Source organism: Thalassotalea atypica, from assembly GCF_030295975.1.
Classification (GTDB): domain Bacteria; phylum Pseudomonadota; class Gammaproteobacteria; order Enterobacterales; family Alteromonadaceae; genus Thalassotalea_F; species Thalassotalea_F atypica.
Genome location: NZ_AP027364.1, coordinates 2,821,627 through 2,841,776, shown reverse-complemented (window position 1 = coordinate 2,841,776; position 20,150 = coordinate 2,821,627). Strand labels below are relative to the sequence as shown.

Annotated in this window: 19 protein-coding genes and 1 pseudogene; 15 read left to right on the top strand and 5 right to left on the bottom strand. The window is 40.6% G+C overall.

Features of this window, described 5'->3' with window-relative positions:
- Positions 1-11: 11 nt before the first annotated feature.
- Genes QUE03_RS13110 through arsJ form a run of 3 tightly spaced genes read left to right on the top strand, consistent with a single transcriptional unit; the run spans position 12 to position 2,801 of the window.
- On the top strand, positions 12-503 hold the full coding sequence (locus tag QUE03_RS13110; protein WP_286262150.1) for a phosphatase domain-containing protein: 492 nt from the start codon (positions 12-14) through the stop codon (positions 501-503).
- 27 nt (positions 504-530) lie between these two features.
- Positions 531-1,541, top strand: a complete 1,011-nt coding sequence (locus tag QUE03_RS13105) for an ArsJ-associated glyceraldehyde-3-phosphate dehydrogenase (protein ID WP_286262149.1) — start codon at positions 531-533, stop codon at positions 1,539-1,541.
- Positions 1,542-1,547: 6 nt separating this feature from the next.
- The gene (arsJ, locus tag QUE03_RS13100; RefSeq protein ID WP_286262148.1) at positions 1,548-2,801 is read left to right on the top strand and encodes an organoarsenical effux MFS transporter ArsJ; all 1,254 of its coding nucleotides are present in this window, start codon (positions 1,548-1,550) and stop codon (positions 2,799-2,801) included.
- Between the two features lie 45 nt (positions 2,802-2,846).
- Here arsJ and QUE03_RS13095 read toward each other — a convergent pair whose 3' ends face one another.
- Positions 2,847-3,773: a LysR family transcriptional regulator gene (locus tag QUE03_RS13095; protein WP_286262146.1), complete on the bottom strand. Its 927-nt coding sequence runs from the start codon at positions 3,771-3,773 to the stop codon at positions 2,847-2,849.
- A gap of 129 nt (positions 3,774-3,902) precedes the next feature.
- On the opposite strand from QUE03_RS13095, the gene QUE03_RS13090 reads away from it, so the two are divergent.
- The 3 genes from QUE03_RS13090 to QUE03_RS13080 all read left to right on the top strand — a co-directional run bounded on the left by QUE03_RS13090 (position 3,903) and on the right by QUE03_RS13080 (position 6,293).
- Positions 3,903-4,928 carry a zinc-binding alcohol dehydrogenase family protein gene (locus QUE03_RS13090; protein ID WP_286262144.1) on the top strand — a complete coding sequence of 342 codons (1,026 nt, stop codon included), beginning with the start codon at positions 3,903-3,905 and terminating at the stop codon, positions 4,926-4,928.
- 52 nt (positions 4,929-4,980) lie between these two features.
- Entirely contained in the window at positions 4,981-5,271 is a 291-nt protein-coding gene (locus QUE03_RS13085; RefSeq protein WP_286262142.1) for a putative quinol monooxygenase, read from the top strand.
- A 239-nt stretch (positions 5,272-5,510) separates the two neighbouring features.
- Positions 5,511-6,293 (top strand): phytanoyl-CoA dioxygenase family protein, encoded by a 783-nt coding sequence (locus QUE03_RS13080; protein ID WP_286262140.1) that lies wholly within the window; start codon positions 5,511-5,513, stop codon positions 6,291-6,293.
- A 62-nt stretch (positions 6,294-6,355) separates the two neighbouring features.
- Here QUE03_RS13080 and QUE03_RS13075 read toward each other — a convergent pair whose 3' ends face one another.
- Positions 6,356-7,258, bottom strand: a complete 903-nt coding sequence (locus QUE03_RS13075; protein ID WP_286262138.1) for a LysR family transcriptional regulator — start codon at positions 7,256-7,258, stop codon at positions 6,356-6,358.
- Positions 7,259-7,387: 129 nt separating this feature from the next.
- Between QUE03_RS13075 and QUE03_RS13070 the strand changes: the two genes are divergently transcribed.
- The 3 genes from QUE03_RS13070 to QUE03_RS13060 all read left to right on the top strand — a co-directional run bounded on the left by QUE03_RS13070 (position 7,388) and on the right by QUE03_RS13060 (position 11,371).
- On the top strand, positions 7,388-7,933 hold the full coding sequence (locus QUE03_RS13070) for a carboxymuconolactone decarboxylase family protein (protein ID WP_286262135.1): 546 nt from the start codon (positions 7,388-7,390) through the stop codon (positions 7,931-7,933).
- Between the two features lie 50 nt (positions 7,934-7,983).
- Positions 7,984-9,573 (top strand): pyridoxamine 5'-phosphate oxidase family protein, encoded by a 1,590-nt coding sequence (locus QUE03_RS13065; RefSeq protein WP_286262134.1) that lies wholly within the window; start codon positions 7,984-7,986, stop codon positions 9,571-9,573.
- Between the two features lie 163 nt (positions 9,574-9,736).
- Positions 9,737-11,371: an AMP-binding protein gene (locus tag QUE03_RS13060; protein WP_286262132.1), complete on the top strand. Its 1,635-nt coding sequence runs from the start codon at positions 9,737-9,739 to the stop codon at positions 11,369-11,371.
- A 110-nt stretch (positions 11,372-11,481) separates the two neighbouring features.
- On the opposite strand, the gene QUE03_RS13055 is transcribed toward QUE03_RS13060, so the two are convergent.
- On the bottom strand, positions 11,482-11,937 hold the full coding sequence (locus QUE03_RS13055) for a hypothetical protein (protein ID WP_286262130.1): 456 nt from the start codon (positions 11,935-11,937) through the stop codon (positions 11,482-11,484).
- A 494-nt stretch (positions 11,938-12,431) separates the two neighbouring features.
- Between QUE03_RS13055 and QUE03_RS13050 the strand changes: the two genes are divergently transcribed.
- The 5 genes from QUE03_RS13050 (at position 12,432) to QUE03_RS13030 (ending at position 17,363) form a co-directional block, all read left to right on the top strand.
- Positions 12,432-12,920 (top strand): hypothetical protein, encoded by a 489-nt coding sequence (locus QUE03_RS13050; protein WP_286262128.1) that lies wholly within the window; start codon positions 12,432-12,434, stop codon positions 12,918-12,920.
- Positions 12,921-13,268: 348 nt separating this feature from the next.
- Positions 13,269-13,931 carry a substrate-binding periplasmic protein gene (locus tag QUE03_RS13045; RefSeq protein WP_286262127.1) on the top strand — a complete coding sequence of 221 codons (663 nt, stop codon included), beginning with the start codon at positions 13,269-13,271 and terminating at the stop codon, positions 13,929-13,931.
- Positions 13,932-14,059: 128 nt separating this feature from the next.
- Complete coding sequence (locus tag QUE03_RS13040; protein WP_286267855.1) at positions 14,060-14,884, top strand: M90 family metallopeptidase; 825 nt, start codon at positions 14,060-14,062, stop codon at positions 14,882-14,884.
- A gap of 267 nt (positions 14,885-15,151) precedes the next feature.
- Positions 15,152-15,535: a hypothetical protein gene (locus QUE03_RS13035; RefSeq protein WP_286262125.1), complete on the top strand. Its 384-nt coding sequence runs from the start codon at positions 15,152-15,154 to the stop codon at positions 15,533-15,535.
- Between the two features lie 79 nt (positions 15,536-15,614).
- A complete protein-coding gene (locus QUE03_RS13030) occupies positions 15,615-17,363 on the top strand; it encodes a peptidoglycan-binding domain-containing protein (protein ID WP_286262123.1) in 1,749 nt (582 codons plus the stop codon).
- Between the two features lie 186 nt (positions 17,364-17,549).
- On the opposite strand, the pseudogene QUE03_RS13025 reads toward QUE03_RS13030, so the two are convergent.
- Positions 17,550-18,533 (bottom strand): annotated as a pseudogene (locus QUE03_RS13025) (TonB-dependent receptor domain-containing protein); the annotation flags it as partial.
- Between QUE03_RS13025 and QUE03_RS13020 the strand changes: the two are divergent.
- Positions 18,533-18,919, top strand: coding sequence for a trehalase family glycosidase (locus tag QUE03_RS13020; protein WP_286267854.1), 387 nt, complete (start codon positions 18,533-18,535; stop codon positions 18,917-18,919). The pseudogene QUE03_RS13025 and the gene QUE03_RS13020 overlap by 1 nt on opposite strands.
- Here the strand turns inward: QUE03_RS13020 and QUE03_RS13015 are convergent.
- Entirely contained in the window at positions 18,912-20,150 is a 1,239-nt protein-coding gene (locus QUE03_RS13015; protein ID WP_286262121.1) for a sensor histidine kinase, read from the bottom strand. The genes QUE03_RS13020 and QUE03_RS13015 overlap by 8 nt on opposite strands.

Sequence of the window (20,150 nt, the reverse complement as noted above, 5' to 3'; positions counted from 1 at the left end):
AACTTATTAATATGCAATTACATCCATACGATATTTTAGCTCTCGACAATGGTGCTAAGCTCATTTTCACGCCTTGTCCTGGGACAAAGGAGACAACACTTGTTGAAGCCATTTCGACATTAAAACAAGCAGGCACAGATATGCTGTTAACTGTAATGTTTGACGAAGAAATGGAAAAACTCGGTGCACTTAGGCTACCTGATGAGTGCGCGGAGCAAGGCATTGACTGGCTTCAGTTACCCATTTCAGATGAGGCAGGGCCTGATGAGGCATTTGAGTCTCAATGGCGCGCTCAACAAGAAAATATTTTGGCAGTGATAAATAATAAAGGCACAATTGCCGTGCATTGCAAGGGAGGTTCAGGGAGAACGGGCTTAGTCATAGGACTCATTCTATTAGCGTATGGTTGGTCAGGCGAAAGGGCCATTGAACAAGTGCAGCATTTGCGTCCAAAAGCGCTGAAGCACCCAGTACAACTAAACTATTTCAACTCTTATTTATAATGATTATCTTCATATTAGGACACACTAATGACAATTAAAATTGGTATCAATGGCTTTGGCCGAATGGGACGATTATCGATGCGTGCGGCGTTTGATTGGGACGATATTGAAATTGTTCATATTAACGACCCAGCTGGTGATGCTAAAACACTGGCTCATCTACTAACCTTCGATTCGGTGCACGGTCGTTGGCATCATGAAGCAACTCATCATAACGATGCCATCGTCATAAATGGCAAAGAAATTCCTTGTACCCAAAATACTGCAACTCAAGATACTGATTGGTCGAAATGCGATCTTGTTATTGAAGCTTCAGGCAAAATTAAAACGAAAGCGTTGCTCGAAGCTTACCTAGAGCAAGGCGTGAAACGCGTTGTTGTTACTGCGCCGGTGAAAGAAGAAGGCGTCTTGAACATAGTTATGGGTGTAAATGATCAACTGTTTGATAAAAATATTCACCCAATTGTTACCGCCGCCTCGTGTACGACCAATTGTTTAGCGCCGGTGGTGAAAGTTATCCATGATAAAATTGGTATCAAGCACGGCTCGATGACCACCATTCATGATATTACCAACACGCAAACCATATTAGATGCTCCACACAAAGATTTACGCAGAGCGCGTGCTTGTGGCATGAGTTTGATCCCAACAACAACCGGTTCAGCAACAGCTATCACGCATATATTTCCTGAGCTTAAAGGCAAACTTAACGGACATGCTATTCGAATTCCTTTGGCCAATGCATCGATTACCGATTGCGTGTTTGAAGTGGCGCAAGGAACAACGGTTGAAGAAGTGAATCAACTGCTTCAACAAGCAAGTGAAAATGAACTCAAAGATATTTTAGGATTTGAAGAGCGACCGCTAGTGTCGATTGATTATAAAACGGACCCTCGTTCAAGCATCATTGACGCACTTTCAACGATGGTTGTTAATGACACACAGGTAAAACTGTATGTGTGGTATGACAATGAATGGGGCTATGCTAATCGAACAGCAGAACTGGCACTCAAAGTCGGCTTGGCCGACAAAGAGTAAACAGCAATGGGGCTTTTATCCTTGAGAGGGAAATCACAACACTTGTCCAAGCAAGTGAAGCAGTATTTAGTGATTACGGGCAACTATTGGGCATTTACATTAACCGACGGCGCATTACGCATGCTCGTGGTGCTGTATTTTCATCAATTGGGATACAGCCCTTTAAACATTGCGATGCTATTTCTGTTCTACGAAATCTTTGGCGTGGTGACAAACCTTGTTGGTGGCTGGCTTGGCGCTCGGCTTGGTTTGAATAAAACCATGAACATCGGTTTGGCTCTGCAAATCGTAGCGCTGAGTATGCTAACCGTATCGGCAGAGATGCTAACGGTAGTTTATGTTATGGCAGCCCAAGCTTTGTCAGGTATTGCCAAAGATTTGAATAAAATGAGTGCAAAAAGCTCAATAAAATTGTTGGTGCCAGAGGGCGCAGAAGGAAAGCTCTATCAATGGGTAGCTATTTTAACAGGCTCTAAAAATACCCTTAAAGGCATAGGTTTTTTCCTTGGTGGCCTATTGCTGACATTGTTGGAATTCAAAGGCGCTATCTCTGTCATGGCGGTTATGCTGGCTGTTGTGTGGATATTCAGCCTAATCACCTTAAAAGAGGACTTAGGCAAGTCGAAAAACAAACCCAAGTTTAATGAGATTTTTTCAAAGAGTTCATCCATCAACATTTTATCAGCGGCGCGGATGTTTCTATTTGGCGCAAGAGATGTGTGGTTTGTGGTGGCATTGCCGGTATTTTTAGCGGTAACCTTTGATTGGAACCACTGGTGGGTTGGTGGTTTTATGGCGAGTTGGGTTATTGGCTATGGTCTTGTGCAAACAGTAGCTCCGCATTTTACGGGCAAAAAACAAGGAAAAGTACCCTCAGGAAAGGCAGCTTTTCAGTGGGCAAGTTATTTAATGTTTATTCCCGCTGCCATCGCGTTGGCGTTGCATTTTGATTTCTATATTCAAACCTCGATTATTATTGGCTTGCTAATCTTTGGCGCTGTATTTGCGATTAATTCGTCTCTACACAGTTACCTTATCGTAAGTTTTGCTGGAAAAGATGGGGTTTCGCTGGATGTCGGTTTTTACTATATGGCGAATGCAATGGGCAGGTTAATTGGCACTGTTCTGTCTGGCTGGGTTTATCAAGAATATGGCCTAGCAGCTTGTTTATGGATATCGTGCCTATTTGTAGCAACGGCATCCTTATTATCGCTATTGTTAAATAATGAACAACAAAGCACACAAAGGGCTGTTGATTAAACAGCCTTATTTTTACCGGTAGAGATCGTGCGTTATCATGTTTAGCTACTCAATCATCATTTGTCCTTTACTAGCCAACTGAGATAAAACATCTTCACATTTCTCTTTTAAATGTTCTCGTAGCAATCGAACCGCTGGGGTAATTGTTTGCTTTGTAGGACAAACAAGCCATAACTCTGTAGGTTTTGGTGAAAACTCATCTAATAGGGTGACAAGGTTTTCATTGAGTAAATCCTGTGACATATCTAATAATGATTTCGCGGCTATTCCTTTACCATTTACACACCAACGCCTCACCAATTCTGCATCATTAGACGCGCGATTACCTTGGACTTTTACCTTAATCAACTCATTTTGTTGAGAGAACGCCCAAACATCGTGAATAATGTCATGCAATTGATATAAAAGAGCATTATGGTTAATCAGCTCATTAGGGTGGCTTGGAATACCATATTGTTCTAAATACTCTGGTGTTGCACAAAGCACTCTTGGAACATTACAGATTTTGAAACCATATAGGTTACTGTCATTTGGTGAGCCATACCGTAATGCTAAGTCAATTGGGTCTCGATAGAAGTCGATATTGCTGTCGCTGATATGTAGCTTGATACTAATGCCCGTATGAACTTGCATGAACTCATCAAGCCACGGTAATATCAAATTCCTGCCCAGATCAGACGGTACTGAAATTCTTAATTCGCCATCGATAACATCCAAGTCATCTTTAACGTTTTGTTTTGCGGACTCTAGCATCTGCAGCGCTTGTTCACATTTCGGCAAATACCTTTCACCTGCCGCTGATAGTCTCAGTTGACGAGTTGTTCGAACAAAGAGCTCAACACCCAGTGCACGTTCAGCTCTTTTTAACGCTGCACTGGCCGTAGCTGTTCGCATATCTAGGCTTTCCGCTGCGGCAGTAATGCTACGAAACTTCGCGACGTTTATTACAACATTAAGATCTTCTAATAACATTATTGTCAAAAATAATTTGATAAAGATTCAATCATTATGCTGTTTTTCGATGATAAATCAACGTTTATACTGAGCCCTAAGTTAACAACTCGTTTTAAATGACAGCATTAAGATTATCGGAGAGACATCATGAAAGCCATTGGATATCAACAATCATTACCTGTTACTGAGCCAGCATCTTTAATTGATATTGAGTTACCACAGCCCTCAGCGTCAGGTCATGACTTATTAGTAAGAATAAAAGCAGTCGCTGTTAATCCAGTAGATTTCAAAATTCGCCAAAATGTCGCACCACAAGGTGATGACTTTAAAGTATTAGGTTGGGATGCTGTCGGTGAAGTGCTTGCTACAGGGGAATCTGTTAGTCATTTTAAGCCGGGTGACATGGTGTTTTATGCTGGCGATTTAAATCGACAGGGGAGCAATGCTGAGTTTCAGTTAGTTGATGAGCGTATTGTTGGTCGTAAGCCAAAGAGCTTATCTGACAGTGACGCTGCAGCTTTACCTTTAACTGCAATTACGGCGTGGGAGCTTCTATTTGAGCGTTTAGCCATAAAGCAACAAGCGCCACAATCGAAAGAGCAATCTGACGACATTTTATTAATAACGGGTGCTGCTGGTGGAGTCGGATCGATATTGGTTCAATTAGCTAAAACACTTACAGGTGCTACAGTGATTGGTACTGCTTCACGTGAGAGTTCATCCGAATGGGTGAAATCACTTGGCGCAGATTATGTCATTGATCACACCAAACCTTTAGCTACACAAATTGAAAACTTAAACATTGGTCAAGTTACTCATGTTGCCAGCTTAACGCATACTGATTCATATCTAGACAGTTATGTTGAGCTATTGGCACCAATGGGGAAACTAGCGCTGATTGATGATCCTGAATCTCTTGATATCAGCAAACTCAAATTCAAAAGTATCTCTTTGCATTGGGAGTTTATGTTTACTCGTTCGATGTTCAATACTAAGGACATCAATAAGCAACATGAACTACTGAATCAAGTGGCTGACTTAGTGGATCAGGGACATATCCAAACCACGGTTGGTAAAAACTTAGGCAACATCAACGCTGAAAATTTAAGAGCCGCTCATCAAGCACTAGAGTCTGGAAGATCAATTGGAAAAATTGTACTGGAAAGTTTTTAACTTTACCGACTAAAACAGTAATAAATTCATTAATTAAATAAGGAATTCTTGTATGACCCAGTTAACTATCGTGGCTAATATTACCGCTAAACCTGAACATATCGCATTGGTTAAAGCCGAATTGCAAAAGCTGATTGACGTGACTCGAGCAGAGCATGGCTGCATTAACTACGACCTACATCAAGACAATGAAAATCCCGCTCATTTTATGTTCTATGAGAATTGGCAAACACGTGAATTGTGGCAAACTCATATGAATAATGAGCACTTAGCACATTACATGGCTGCAACAGAAGGTGCAGTGGCTGAATTTTTGTTGAATGAAATGACCGTTATTGGCTAGTACCGTCTTCATAAGGGGCGATTAATTACATCGTATAAAGGTAACAGCGAATTATGATTCACTGTTACCTTTTCTAATTTTCACACTTGGAATGTAATTGTACGAACTATTTCAACCGACATTGCGCTTGAGTCAATCAACATAGATAAATATCAAATAAATCTAAAACAGGTGATGGTTATTTTCCTTATTGAATGAGAAAATTAGTGGCTATGGTTAATGGTTTTCAAGAGTAGTACATGTTAAATAACCGCATTCAATTAAACAGGGAATATGATGAGAATGGCTATTTCGTTGTTAGAAATTATTTTAGTGCACCTGAAGTATCGTCACTTAGAACAGTCATCCTTAAGTTCCATGAGTTATGGAAACAAGATAATGCGGAGTTTTATCAGCAGGAAGCATTTAATTCTTCATTGATCACCGGCAGTCAATATTTGGCTAATGAAGATAGAATTGCACTGTTTAATTTCATCAGCTCTAAAAAAATGATGGAGGCTGTGCAAACAGTGATCACCAATAAGCCTGCCTTTATGAATACGCAGTTGTTCTTCAACCCCGTTAACCCAACACAAAAAGATTTTTGGCACCGAGATTGTCAATATGACTATGATGTTGAAGGGCAAAAGCGCATTATTCATGACACTCAGGTCGTACATCTTCGAGTGCCGCTATTTGATGAGCTGGGTATGGAATTAGTGCCAGGAACGCATAAACGCTGGGACAACGAGGAAGAATTCAATGTGCGGCAGGAAGAAAAGGGGAGAGACAGTACAGAGGATCTTTCTACTGGTAAAAAAATTCCCTTAGCAGCAGGCGATTTACTGGTTTTCTCCGCTGATATGATTCATCGTGGTTTGTATGGCATGGACAGGTTAGCACTAGATGTTTTAGTGTTTGACGTCGCGGACGATTATATTGACTACGTTGATGACGATTGTTTGCCTGATGTCGCAATGCTTGAGCACATAAACGATCCTCGCTTATACAAAAATACTATCGAGCTAAAATCAGCAGGTTGATGCCTTCATTCTTGACTAAGTTTTGTCCAATAAATCACTAGCAGACCATAGTGAGCTTCTGGTTAATTAATCGCCGTATTCTTTATTAAATTATGGGCAAGTAAATCAATAAAACTTCTAACTTTGGTTGATGATAATCGATCTTCGCGATGGATAATATTGACGGGTAATGGAGGTTGTTCAAACGGCTCAAGAATAATTTTGAGTTTGTTTTTTTTAAGTTGGTTTGCCACTTGGTAGGAAATGACACGTGCGATACCAAATCCCGCAATAGCCGCATTTATTGCTGCTTGGTTGGTGGTAACACTGAGTCTAGGTTTTATTGGTTGATTAACTAACGTTTCTTTTTGTTTGAATTTCCAATGAGGATCAAGGCTCCCGGCTTGTACTTCGATTAGTGAGTGTGCATCTAACTCAGAAAAGTGCTGTGGAATGTCATAGCGACTTAAATACTCTGGTGACGCGACCAGTATTAATCGTACGGAGCCTACTTTTTTAGCTCGCATTGAAGAGTCAGAGAGATTGCCAATTCTGACGCCCACGTCATAGCCTTCTTCTAATAGGTTGACGATACGATCTAAAAACACTGTGTTTACGCTTGTGTTAGGGTAGGTTTTTAAATATTCCAATACGCTAGGCAATACAAATTCTTGCCCAAAAAGCACCGGTGCGGTGACACTTATTTTGCCGATTGGCGTTTCATTAATACCGCGTGCAGCTTCGTTTGCTACTTTAATGTCATCAAGAATACGTTTCACGTCTTCCAAATAACGCATACCTGCATCGGTAACTCGTACGTATCTTGTCGTTCGGTTAAATAATTTAACGGACAAACGTTTCTCTAATGTAGATATTGCGCGAGTAACGGTCGGTGGCGACATTGCTAAACGACGACTTGCCGCTGCAAAGCCTTGCTCTTCAGCAACGGTGACAAATATTGTCATTAACTGTATTTGATCTAACATTGATTATTTCATTTTATGAAATAATCAATTGTATATCGTGGTTATTCTTGTTGGAAGTGGTTTGTTTCATACTGGCTTCGTCCTATTGTTACAGGATTCAAAAATCACTTAAAACCAGAGGAAATTATCATGAGTAGAATTAACGTTGTAACACCAGAGCAAGCAACAGAAGAACAAAGTGCACTATTTGATGCTATTGAGCAACAACTAGGCATAGTCCCTAACTTCTTAAAAGTATTCGCTAACTCTCCAGCGGCGTTACAAGCTTTCCTAGGATTGCACAGTATTGCTAACGAAGGCGACTTGGATGGCAAGACTAAAGAACGTATTGCATTAGGATTAGCAGAGCAAAATGCATGTCAGTATTGTGTTTCAGCACATACTGCTATCGGTAAAAATGCCGGACTGTCTGGAGATGAAATGTTAGCCAACCGCGCAGGTGGTAGCCAAGACGCGAAAGCGGCTGTTGCAGTAAAATTTGCTCGTTCATTAGCTGAAAATAATGGTGAAGTTACTACTGCTGAATTGCTAGAGATTCGTAATGCAGGTTATTCTGACGCAGAAGTCGTTGAAATTATCACACATGTCGGCATGAATATTTTGACCAATATCTTAGGCAAAGCAAGTCGCGTTGAAATAGATTTTCCAAAAGTCGAGTTAAGAAAAGCGTCTTAACAGGTACCCAATGAGGAGCTTGCTCCTCATTCTATATCGAGGAAAGAACGATGGCTCACCAATACGCACAAGTAGCATTTACAGAAACCGTTAGAAAAATTCAAACTGAGCTAGGTAGCCGATCAGGTTATGCTGGTATGGATGTTGGCGAAGACTATAATCATCTCATGTCTGAGGCTGAAGCCGAATTTATTAGCCAACGCGATAGTTTTTACATGGCCAGTGTAAGTGAAACTGAATGGCCTTATGTTCAACATCGCGGCGGACCGAAAGGTTTCCTAAAAATAATTGATGCCCAAACCTTAGGTTTTGCAGATTATAGTGGCAACAGACAATACGTTAGCACTGGTAATTTTAGAAAAAATGATCGCGTGTCGCTTATCCTAATGGATTATGCCAACAAGCGACGCCTTAAAGTTTTAGGGCATGTTACACAAGTGGATGAGCAAGACTGGGATACTCTTGCATTACTCGAAGACGACCATTATCGAGCTCGCGTGGAGCGCGGTTTCATTATCAAGATTGTCGCCTTTGATTGGAATTGCCCGCAACACATCACGCCTCGTTACAGTGAAGAGGAGATCATCAAGTTAATTGATCCTCTGCAATCTAAGGTTAAAACACTTGAAGCTAAGCTAAGCCAAAGTAAAGCGCTTCAACAAAGCTCGAATAATGAATTAGGCGATGGGCCACTTTCTTTGACCATTAGCGGAATTCGACAGCTCACTTCCGATGTTAGAGCCTATGAATTACGCGCAGTCAATGGTGGTGACTTACCTAAGGTAGCAGCAGGTGCACATTTACAAGTGCCAGTAGCCACAGCAAATGGCGAAATTATTTGGCGTCACTACTCAATCAGCACAAATCCAGCACGTACTGATTGTTATGAGATTGCAGTAAAAAACGAGTCTCAAGGGCACGGTGGCTCAAAAGCAATTCATTTACAATATCAAGTTGGACATACTCTTCATTGTCAGCTTCCCGATAACTACTTTTCGATTGACGAAGAGCATAAACATACAGTACTCATTGCTGCAGGTATTGGTATTACGCCAATTAAGGCGATGGCTTTAGAATTGCTAGCTCAGCAGTCTAGCTTTGAATTACATTATGCAGGGCGTGAATTAACGCAAATGGCGTATGCTGATCGATTAACCCGTCAACTTGGCGATAAATTACATTTGTATCCTGCCAATCAAGAGGAGCGCATTTCGCTAATCGGGCTATTGCAAACGTTAGAACAACATAGCCACGTCTATTTTTGCGGCCCTCAAACGATGCTTATTGAGCTTAAAAAGTTGGCAGCTGAACTTAATATTGCGCCAACACGAATTCATTACGAGCAATTTTCTGCGCCACTAAATAGTGAGGCTCAACCTGTACAGCTGACACTGGCGAAGTCTGGTATTGATATAAGCATAAGTGCGGACGAAAGTTTACTTGAAGGTGTACTAAATGCTGGCGTAGAAGTGCCATTTAGCTGCCAAACAGGAGAATGTAAATCGTGCGTAGTTAGCACGAATTCCGCAGTAGAAATAGATCATCAAGATAATTGCTTAACGGTTCAGGAACGAGAATCCGGTAAACTCTGTTTGTGCGTATCTCGACCTAAATCTGATGTTTTTGTTATTGATTTATAGGTATTTAGTTTGGCGTTTCAATCAATAAGAAAAGATGATTGAGCGCCAAGTTTCTACTAATCGAAAGTTTATAACTTTCAGTAAACTAGCTTACAAATTTAGGGATAGCCATAACCGATAAATAGCGCTAAACTTTTTGAAAATCAAAAAAATAGAAGTGCTTATGGACTATCAATCAAATGTCGAATACTTACTGCATCATGCTAAAAATAAAGCCAATGACGTGTATCTGCATCAACCTATTGATGGTCAATGGCATGAATTTACATGGGCAGACGTTGAGCTTCAGGCAAGAAAAATAGCCGCAGGTATTAAGGCTCAAGGCTATCCCGAAAAAAGCCGCATTGGCATAATTTCAAAAAATTGTGCGCATTGGTTTATTGTTGATTTGGCTATTATGATGGCGGATATGATCAGTGTGCCGATCTTTTTCAATGCCAATCAAAACACCATAAAGCATGTCATTGAACACAGTGACATTAAAGCGATTTTTGTCGGCAAGTTAGATGAGCCTGACAGTGTTGATAAAGCCATTTCTGCTGATGTATTGCGTATTGCTTTTCCTTATCCAACCGTGCCGTCACAACAACAATGGCAAACATGGCTTGATACCTATGAGCCGCTTGATCCAATTTATTTGCCGAAAAGCAGCGATATTGCCACCATTATTTATACCTCTGGTAGCACAGGTGTACCTAAAGGGGTGACACTGACTCATCAAAATTGTTTATCAGCGACACGTTGTGGTGTGGAAAAACTAGAGATATCTGGTGATGATCGCTGTGTTTCTTATTTGCCACTAGCCCATATCACTGAGCGCAGTTTAATTGAAGGGACATCGATAGTGGCTGGTGCCAGTGTCTATTTTATTGAGTCGCTCGATACATTTATCGATAATTTGAAATATGCTAAACCAACTCGGTTTGTCTCAGTGCCAAGACTGTGGCTTAAGTTTAAGTCTGAAATTCTAACCAAAATTCCGCAACAGAAACTTAACTTTTTACTCAGTATTCCTATTGTCGGTAAGTTAATATCAGCAAAAATCAGAAAGAATTTGGGCTTTGAATGTGTACAGCGTTTTGGCTCGGGCTCAGCACCTACACCTGAGTCAGTCATTCAGTGGTACGAAAAAATCGGAATATGTTTGGAAGAAGGGTGGGGCATGAGTGAAACATCTGGTCTGTCTTGTGGCAATATTCCCTATGATGATCAAGATGTTGGGACTATAGGTCATCCTTTATCGTGTGTTGAAATGAAATTGTCGGATCAAGATGAAATCTTAATTCGCGGGGACGCCGTATTTGGTAGTTACTATCTAAACCCTACAGCCAATGAAAGTGCCTTCGAAGAGGGTTGGTTTCGCACCGGCGATCGAGGGTTAATCACCAATACTGGTGCATTCAAAATTATCGGACGACTTAAAGAAGAATTTAAAACCAGTAAAGGTAAATACGTAACACCGGCGCCAATAGAAGGGAAGTTATGTGCGTCAAACAATATTGAACTGGCCTGCGTGATGGGTACGGGATTAAAGCAGCCTATAGCCCTAGTGATGTTGTCTGAGTCAGCAGGGGACATAGATGACGTGCTTAGTGCTGAGCTTTTCCAAACACTAACTGAGGTCAACGGGACACTTGAGCGCCATCAGCAACTCGATTATTTACTCGTGTGCAAAGAACAATGGACCATAGAGAACGGGTTGTTGACGCCTACTATGAAAATCAAACGCTCAAGTATTGAAGAAAAGTATGAACCATTGATTCAAAAAGACAGCTTGAAAAAAATTATTTTTGAATAGCAGTTTAGTGCGATGAATACGTTTGAACTCGTTACATCCAGTATTCATCGCTACTTGGTTAAGGCGTATCATTTATAAGAGGTTAAGCCGTAAACTTCTTAGTTTAGATGTTATTTATTTGCATAATTTATCGTTCGATAAAAGGCTCTATATATTCCCAAACCACTTGTTGATGCATTCGAATAGGTGATTCGCCATGAATGGCCAATTTCGTGGGGCAGTATTCGTTGAAACAAAGGAAGTGAATAGCTAGCCCCAGCATTGTTATTCATAACGATATCAGATCCTATAATTGACCATGCATCAGTGTAATCAGCGGTACCAGAGGTAAGGGTGGCATCGTTTGTATTGTCTGCCCAAAAGAAAGAGGTACCGCTTAAAGCGCCACTTCCTCTATCTGAGCCAAATAAATCTATTTCAGCACCTAAAACGTTAGCAGAGCCAAAAATATCACCGATCGGCAGAGTATTAGCGCTGTCGTCTACAAAGTATAAATCTGTTCCTAGCCCAGAAATTGGGTCGACGGATGTCCATGCGGCAAAGGCTAAGTCAATAGCTGTCGACATTTGAGCGACAGTTGGCAATGTATCCCAAACAAATAAATCACGATATGCTTCGACAGAGCCGCCTTCGAGTGAATAGCGAATACCGTTATTTAATGACCGTTCTAATGTTATGTCTTGTGTAAATTGATAATCATAAGGATCTGCGTCCTAGCGAAAACCCCACCTAGGTTGCCATCAGAGCCGAACATAACATCTGCCATTGTTGGCTGCAGCGTTAACAGTAAAATTAACACAAAGAAAGTTAAATGGTTGAGGCTAGTCATCAAAGTTCCTAAATAGGCTATGTGAACTGCTCGAAATTTGAGCACTGTTGATGCCAACTAAATTAAAGTCAAAATTTTCAACGTATTAATTGAAAGAGTTGCAATACTGCCTAATAGATTGAAAAACTATGTAAATTATCTAGACAGTTCTACTCATCATTTTCATAAAGCTTGTTGTGCACGATAATGTTGTGCACAATGCACTTACAGATAAAATAATAGGAAAGTGTTATGCCAGAAATTTCGTTATTTGGTTGGTTTCACACCGGTGTTGCGATTATCGCTTTAATTGCCGGTTTTTATTCATTAGTGCGATTCAAATATATATTGATTGAACAAACTGCAGGTAAGGTTTACTTAATTTGTACGTTACTTGCAGCCGGTAGTGCATTAGCAATATTCAGACATGGCGGTTTTGGTGTTGCGCATGGCTTGGCCGTATTAACATTGCTGGCATTATTAGTAGGTACTATTGCCGCTAAAACACAAATACTCAGAGGCCTTTCACCTTACGTGCAAGCGTTGAGCTACTCAGCAACCTTGTTATTTCATATGATTCCGGCGATTACTGATGGCTTAATGCGTTTACCAACAGACGCGCCTATTGTTACCGATATTAAGGATCCATTATTAAAAGGATTCTATCTGACCTTTTTGATTTGTTATATTGCGATCGTTATCTGGCAATTTATTTCTATTCGAAAAAATAATTCGGCATAGACAACTTAATCAAAATGACTAGATATGGAGCTTTTTACTCCTTATCTAGTCTTACTGAAAACTGTGTTTCCAAACGTAATTTTCAATTTACAATTCATATTGTTTTTAACAATAATAGGAAACATTTAAGCGCAAAATCAGCAATATTCACTGGTATTGAGTTATTCGCAAGTATCTAACCTTAATAATTAATTGAAAGAATTAAGACTATTAGCCTTGTGTAGCTATACTTTATCGTTAAATGTAGTATTTATCGCTAGGGGTTGGCTAATTATATGAAGTATATTTTTTGCTGTGTTTTGCTTTTATTTTCAACTACCGATCATGTAAAAAATCATAAAAATTCAATTGGCTGCTTATTCCTATCCTCCTTTCTCTGGAGAGTTATTAAGGAATGGTGGTGTGTGGCTTGATTTAGTTTCTCAAGCATTTGCTAAGGTAGACTATCACGTTGAGTATACCTTTTTCCCATTCGCACGAGTATTTTCCGAATCACAATTTGGTCAACAACAGGGTGTTGTTTGTCTGTGGTATTCTCAAATTCGTTCGGAAAGTTATTTTTTTAGCGCTCCTTATTTTTATAATGAAATGAAAATATTAAAGAAAACGGGCAGAGCACTGCCAATTGAAAAATTGTATGATCTAACGAAATACCGCGTAGGGAGCGTACGCGGTTATCTGCTACCGCCTAAGCTAGAGTCATTGGGCTTAAATTTAGAATTTGTTGATACGGACAGTCAAAACTTGAAGAAGTTAGTTGCCGAGCGGATTGATTTTATGATCGTTGATAAATACACCGCGTCATACATGTTACAAAAAGAGCAGCCCGACAGTTCCCATCTCATATCTACTCTAGAGACAACATTTGAAAGAGAAGCCAACTACTTGGCAATTGCTAAAACGCAAGTCAATGGTAGTGATCTTATTGACGAATTTAACAAAGGTATGTTGTTGCTAAAAGAAAGTGGTGAATACCAACGCATTATGGCGGTTCACGGTTTTGAACAATAAACAGTGTTTCGGACTACACTTCTTTGTTGGCGTAGATTTGCTCATTTTGACGTTATTTCAACCTAATACCTTGATATTTAATCCGCTCATTCATACCTCATAGTAAATACTTATTATTTTGGCTAATGATGCTTTCATATTTTTTACCGATATTTATTGCCGTTTTACTGATCGGTTTTTCAATAGCAAAACCCTATTGGCGTGAAGCTCAGCGCGATAAAATAAGGCGTAAACCATTTAAGAAAGAATGGCGTAAAATCATTCAACAGCGCATGCCATATTTTAAGCAGATGCCTGCAGACTTGCAGTTGCAGTTAAAGCAGCATATTCAAGTCTTTGTACATGAAAAAAACTTTGTTGGCTGTAATGGCGTTATTATTACGGATGAAATCAAAATTACCATCGCAGCTCAGGCATGCTTGTTATTGCTGAATCGTAAAACCGACTACTACCCTAAATTACAAACGATATTGGTGTATCCCCGAGCCTTTATCAAACAACAGCAAAACACCAATGGTGTGGGCGTGCAATCGATTCAGCAAAAAGTACTTGCTGGGGAGTCGTGGGAATTTGGCAAGGTAGTATTGTCATGGCAGGACACAATCGTTGGCGCTGAAATTCCTGATGATGGTCAAAATGTGGTTATCCATGAATTTGCTCATCAGCTAGATCAGGAGAATGGAAAGGCGAATGGTGCGCCAATTTTAGGAAAAGCTCAGAGCTACGCTCAATGGTCAGCTGCTTTTTCAACACAGTTTTCATTATTGCAAAAGCAGGCAGCACAAGGCCATCCTTCGTTGTTTGATCATTATGGTGCGAGTGAGCCTGCAGAATTTTTTGCTGTTGCCAGTGAAGTATTCTTTGAACGCTCTCAACAGTTTTATGCGCAATTTCCTACGCTGTATCAGCAGTTGAGAGAGTACTATCATGTAGACCCTGTGCATTGGCACTAATCGCGTTTTCCCAATACTGACCACATCAATTAAAGGATAGTTAATTAAGCTGAATTTAAGTGAAATACTTCTTGGTACTGCAAGTGTTCAGCTGCCTTGATTAATTTTGTGTTTGTCAAGCGCACCGATAGAACATGGGAAAAACACTTAACTTTGACTATAGTTGAATGCAAAGTAATAGAATGGAATCTACCCTCCTAGATATGTTTTTCCATTTGTTAAGTTATTGAGCTCACTCAACATTCAATCAAAGATAAGGAACACCCTATGGCTGGCAAATTTGAAACACTACTTGATGATTTGAAAGACGTCGCAATTGACTTCTCAAAGCTAACCGTAACTACTGCAACGGGCGATATTGAAGCTGCACTTTCGGGTAAGGAAGTCGACCTTAATAAAGTGGACATGGAAGAGCTTTTTAAAGACGCGGCAACAGGCAAAGTCGATGGAAATTTGATCATTGCAGCGGTCGATAGTTATAAGCTTGACGGGGATGCATTTGTCTTTAGAACAAATAATCCTAAAGTGTCACCAGAAATGGCTGCTAGCCTAGAAGAAGCGCACACTAACGCAGTAATTGCTGGGCAGTCTCTAAGAGATGGTATCTTTGATATTGTCAAAGATGGTATTGAAACGCTTGTAAAAAAGTGACAGTTAATCCTACCCGTCCACCTAAGGATTTTGTTGTATACCATAGTGTCATTGAACTCTATAAGGATATTCAGAGACTATGATCACCGCTTCACTTAATGCTGAAAAAGTCGTGTATTTAGAAAAGTTCTCGGCACAGGGAATTATAGATGGCTACCTGCCTAAACTCCCTCATAGTAAACCCAAGGCAGGTAAGATATTCATGGACAAGGCGCTGCGCAAAGTCGTGGTCGATAGACTTGTTCACCTGCAATATCTGAAAACTCGCGCTAAGGTCTCAAATGCTGCGTTAACCTCGGCCGTCCGTCAACTTCAACGAGACGCCAATTTGCATGATGATGGCTGGTTGGGATATCAAACGTGGCAGGCAATTCAACAGGTATTTACGTTTGAAGAGGCGACCCATTTGGAAATGTGGCTAATTGATGCTCAGCCAAACAATTTTATCTTGCGTGCCGCCTATGTTCGGCTCCGTGCGTTGGGCGTTATTGAAGGTGAACGAGAGGACTTCTCGAAAGCTGCACAAGATATCAAAAACAGTTCACTCTCGCTGCAAGAAAGAGAAGATACTGTTCGAAGGCAAGTTGTTGACTCTGGGCTAAAGCAACTTCGTCTTTTGCTGATCGAATTAGGTATTGACGCTGCAAGTTTTCCTGTTGATGCGGGCTTTAGCTTATCGTTACTGGATGTTTTATTTGATCAAGATCGTTTAGTTCAATTGGTACATGATAAGCGCAAAAAACTAAGAAAAAAGCTTGCTAGCGTTCCTTTATATGAAGAAAACGTCAACAATAGTCTGCAAGCATTATTAAGTCATACACTAAGGTTTATTGGCCACTTAGCCAAAGTCGAACTGTGGCTACATGGTTATCATCAAGGTGACAGTTCGGCTCCCGACGGTACCGTTATTGCCCCTGACGATGATCGCCTCATGTTTAATCCTATCTTGTCTAGAAAACGTACAAAACCTAATCGACAGGGCAAAACGAGGCCCGTACGAATGCGGTCACCAGCTGCGATCAGAGTAGGTGGCCTGTTAAGCGTGGCGATAGACTTTTATCAAGAATGCGCTTCGGATAAGCGTAAAGTTGCTTGCTTATCATTGTCAGAGCAAGATTTAAAGCAAGGGATTTTCAATGGTCAGGTGACCAATGCGCATGTCATTATTGATATTTTGGTGTGTGCTTGCGTGACAGAAGATGAACCTGAGCTCCCGCTGGCGCAGACGAATAAAATCATCAAGGTTCTTCGCAATAAAGACAACAATATAAAAGACAGTCATTGGAAGTCGATAGGTTTTGGTAACTTCTTGCTTGATGGTGTCAAACGACTCTGGCGGCTAATTAAAGGCGCGGTCAATTGGGTGATCAGTCAGGTAAAAAAAGTAATAGGAAAGTTATCAAATGCGGTCATACGGGTACTACGATTTGCAAAACAAATAGCCTTTAAAGGGCTGATTATCTTTGAGCGGGCAGGTATCGCAATGTCAGAAGGGTTTAGCCTGTTATTTAATCACCTTGTGCCAGGCTCCAATAAAGCTATTGCCATGAAACGACAACTCGATATGGATTATTTTGTCCTTGTAGATAATATGACACCACCTCAACAAATTACTCAGTTTATCAATGAACTAAGGATCAAAGTGCAAGGCTTTAAGTTTTCAATTGTTGTTTTTAATCTGATCATCAAAGTATTCGATATCATTAAAAAAGTGTTAATTAATCCTGTTTACGGAGGACTAGCTTTGGTGAGTTACATGATGACATTACACAGCTTGGTGGATGAAGAAGCATCTCTGATCCTACGAGAAACTTTACTCGCCAGCTAACAGGGCTTGGTCTCGCATGACCAGAAAGTGAGTTTAGGTAAGGCCTCAATAAATAGGGCAAATGAGTGCAAAATAAAAAAGACTCCAGAATTATTTCAAGAGCCTTTTGAATATTAAGAAGAACGGTCGACAGATTTTTATTTGTTCAATCCAAGGATTGGACCAAATATCGACTGATTTATTGGATTAGAACTCGTAGCTCTCGCTAAAGTCGATTGTTCTAGGCAGTATATAGCGGCCATTAGATGACAATGAATCACGCGGGTCGCCTTCGGTTAATGCTTCTTCATCGGTTAAGTTATTAACCGCAAATTGCATCTGTACTTCATCAGTGACATTGAAAATCACGCCCAGATCAACTTTTTCGTAGCCCTCTAAAGTGACACTGTTCTCATTGTTTGCGTAACGATCACCGACCGCTGAAAGGGTGCCGTAAATAGTTGCATACATGCCGTTGTCCATTTCGATGTCATAGCTTGGCATCATACGCACTTGCCAGCTAGGCTGACGCTGGGCTTCATTACCTTCGTTTGCTGGACTTTCGGTGATTTCTGTTTCCTGCACCGTTGAATTTAAGTTCAATGAAAAGCCATTATCGCTATAGTAATTAAAGTCTAACTCGATACCGTAAGCCTCATTAGTGAGTACTTCTGCTGGTGCACCAGGTTGCGAGACAAATGTATCGCCTTTTACTTCGTTAAAAAAGCCTGTAGCGTAGAGCTCATAATCATCACTTGAAATTTTATAACCCAATTCATACTGAGTGACTTCTTTGATCAAGTCCTCACCGTTTTGATATGCGCCATAGTTATCCCTGAAGTCATCAAAGAAAGGCATTTTGCTACCGTCACTGATACGTGCGAACACGCCTTGTTTAGGGGTAAACATCCAGTTAATACCAGCAGTCCAAGCAAGTTCGGTCTCATCATAAGAAACGGCTTTCGTGATCTTACCGTCTAACCCTTCGTCAACCGTGTAATCGATTTGGTGGTTTTTACTACGAAGGCCCGCATCTATGGTCAATTGATCATTGATTTCATAAGAACCCGTTAAATAGAATGCTTTGGTTGAACCATCACCAATACTATTGATATCGTAATTCCAACCGCAACTGTCTTGATTATCATTACAATCAATACCCGTTAACATCTCTTGCCGGTGTTTTACCACTGTTTGTTGAACTTGCGAGCGAGCAACAAGCGGAATACGTAGCAGGTGTGTTAGCTGCACAATTTCTGCAACAGGGGGGACTCGTTACGACTTGCTCTAATAGTGAACAGCAGTGGGACGCCCCGAACGGTTGGGCCCCTTTGCACTGGTTTGTCGTCAATGGCTTATCCAAATATCAACATCAGGATTTAGCAAATACCATTTTAAAGCGATGGCAGAACACTGTTGAAATCTACTTCAAACAAACCGGTAAGTTGATGGAAAAATACAATGTTTGTGAGCAGCGAAGTAAAGCTAGCGGCGGAGAGTATGACGTGCAAGAAGGCTTTGGATGGACAAATGGTGTTTACCAAGCCTTTGCGAAAATAATGTCATCCGTTAATTAAACTCTACCTTGGCAGTGCAGCCGGAATCATCGTTATTGCAAAGCGAGAAATGCCATTGGTATTTCTCGCATATGTCTTTAACAATGACCAAACCAATGCCAAAGCCTTCATATCCTCGGTGTTTACTGTCTAAGCCGCTACCATTGTCTACGACGGATAATTGGCTTCTATCAACAAATAGGGTGATTTGTCCGCTTGGTGTGCAGTTAATTGCATTGATTAGTAAATTTTTGATAATCGCATTCAACAGAATAGGCTCAACATGTAATGTCACGTTGTTAAGCACTTGAACATTAACAAGGCATTGATTGTTGTCGATATAGCTGGCTAAATCTTCTAGTTGTCCATCAATATATTCTTGACTGACTATTAATTCGCTAGGCTGTTCAGACTCTTCGCGTGCCAACAATAAAAAGGTATGGGTGAGTGATTGCATTTCATCAATTGCGTCGTTAATTCTTTGACACTGCTTTTCTACGGCGCTATTTTTCTGCTTTCTTAATATGCTGATGCAGCCTTTAATAACCGTCATGGGGGTGCGCAATTCATGACTGACATAACGAGTAAATGATTGTTCTCTTTGTATCGAGTAAGCAATTTTTTCACGGTAATTATTTATTGCGGCAAGCGTTCGATTAAGTTCAAGCGTTTCCATTCCCGTAGCGGAAATCTTTTCAAATGTCTCCCCTGAGTCTTTTGATAATTGCTCGGCCAAATGCGTAAACGGCTCAGCAATCTTTCTGGCGCGGTAAACAATCGCGAATGCCGCGACCAAAAATAAAAAAATGCCGAATACTAGCAATATAAACTCAAGAAGAATAAACACATCATCACTCCACTCAACCGCATCAACATTTTCTAACAGGTAAACCGTTCTTCCTGCTACTTTTTGAGCGACAATGGCAAACTCACTGTCATCTTCTTCAAAATGTAATGAATCTACACCAACCCACTCCGGTGTGATGACTTGTTTAATTTTTGTTGGCAATTGCTGGAAGTGACCATAACTGGTCAGCAAGGGATCGATTTTGATGATATCTGTCGTACCATGCTCATATTGTGATAGGTAGTGCGGCGCTATGATAAACAAGCGGTGCATACCGGTTTTGTTCTCAGTAAGTAGCACGGCATTTTTAAACAAAAATCCGTAACATATCAGTAATAATGCAGCGCCGATAAGAAAAACATGGGTAATTTTTTTGGCAATAGTTGCCTCGTTGATTGACGTCAT

What these genes read in the sequence shown, in the direction of transcription:
- QUE03_RS13065 (WP_286262134.1), top strand. Translation starts at nt 7,984, where the DNA reads ATGGCTCACCAATACGCACAAGTAGCATTTACAGAAACCGTTAGAAAA.
- QUE03_RS13080 (WP_286262140.1), top strand. Translation starts at nt 5,511, where the DNA reads ATGTTAAATAACCGCATTCAATTAAACAGGGAATATGATGAGAATGGC.
- QUE03_RS13095 (WP_286262146.1), bottom strand. Translation starts at nt 3,773, where the DNA reads ATGTTATTAGAAGATCTTAATGTTGTAATAAACGTCGCGAAGTTTCGT.
- QUE03_RS13085 (WP_286262142.1), top strand. Translation starts at nt 4,981, where the DNA reads ATGACCCAGTTAACTATCGTGGCTAATATTACCGCTAAACCTGAACAT.
- QUE03_RS13015 (WP_286262121.1), bottom strand. Translation starts at nt 20,150, where the DNA reads ATGACGTCAATCAACGAGGCAACTATTGCCAAAAAAATTACCCATGTT.
- QUE03_RS13070 (WP_286262135.1), top strand. Translation starts at nt 7,388, where the DNA reads ATGAGTAGAATTAACGTTGTAACACCAGAGCAAGCAACAGAAGAACAA.
- QUE03_RS13105 (WP_286262149.1), top strand. Translation starts at nt 531, where the DNA reads ATGACAATTAAAATTGGTATCAATGGCTTTGGCCGAATGGGACGATTA.
- QUE03_RS13050 (WP_286262128.1), top strand. Translation starts at nt 12,432, where the DNA reads ATGCCAGAAATTTCGTTATTTGGTTGGTTTCACACCGGTGTTGCGATT.
- QUE03_RS13060 (WP_286262132.1), top strand. Translation starts at nt 9,737, where the DNA reads ATGGACTATCAATCAAATGTCGAATACTTACTGCATCATGCTAAAAAT.
- QUE03_RS13040 (WP_286267855.1), top strand. Translation starts at nt 14,060, where the DNA reads ATGCTTTCATATTTTTTACCGATATTTATTGCCGTTTTACTGATCGGT.
- arsJ (WP_286262148.1), top strand. Translation starts at nt 1,548, where the DNA reads ATGGGGCTTTTATCCTTGAGAGGGAAATCACAACACTTGTCCAAGCAA.
- QUE03_RS13035 (WP_286262125.1), top strand. Translation starts at nt 15,152, where the DNA reads ATGGCTGGCAAATTTGAAACACTACTTGATGATTTGAAAGACGTCGCA.
- QUE03_RS13110 (WP_286262150.1), top strand. Translation starts at nt 12, where the DNA reads ATGCAATTACATCCATACGATATTTTAGCTCTCGACAATGGTGCTAAG.
- QUE03_RS13090 (WP_286262144.1), top strand. Translation starts at nt 3,903, where the DNA reads ATGAAAGCCATTGGATATCAACAATCATTACCTGTTACTGAGCCAGCA.
- QUE03_RS13075 (WP_286262138.1), bottom strand. Translation starts at nt 7,258, where the DNA reads ATGTTAGATCAAATACAGTTAATGACAATATTTGTCACCGTTGCTGAA.
- QUE03_RS13030 (WP_286262123.1), top strand. Translation starts at nt 15,615, where the DNA reads ATGATCACCGCTTCACTTAATGCTGAAAAAGTCGTGTATTTAGAAAAG.
- QUE03_RS13055 (WP_286262130.1), bottom strand. Translation starts at nt 11,937, where the DNA reads ATGTCGACAGCTATTGACTTAGCCTTTGCCGCATGGACATCCGTCGAC.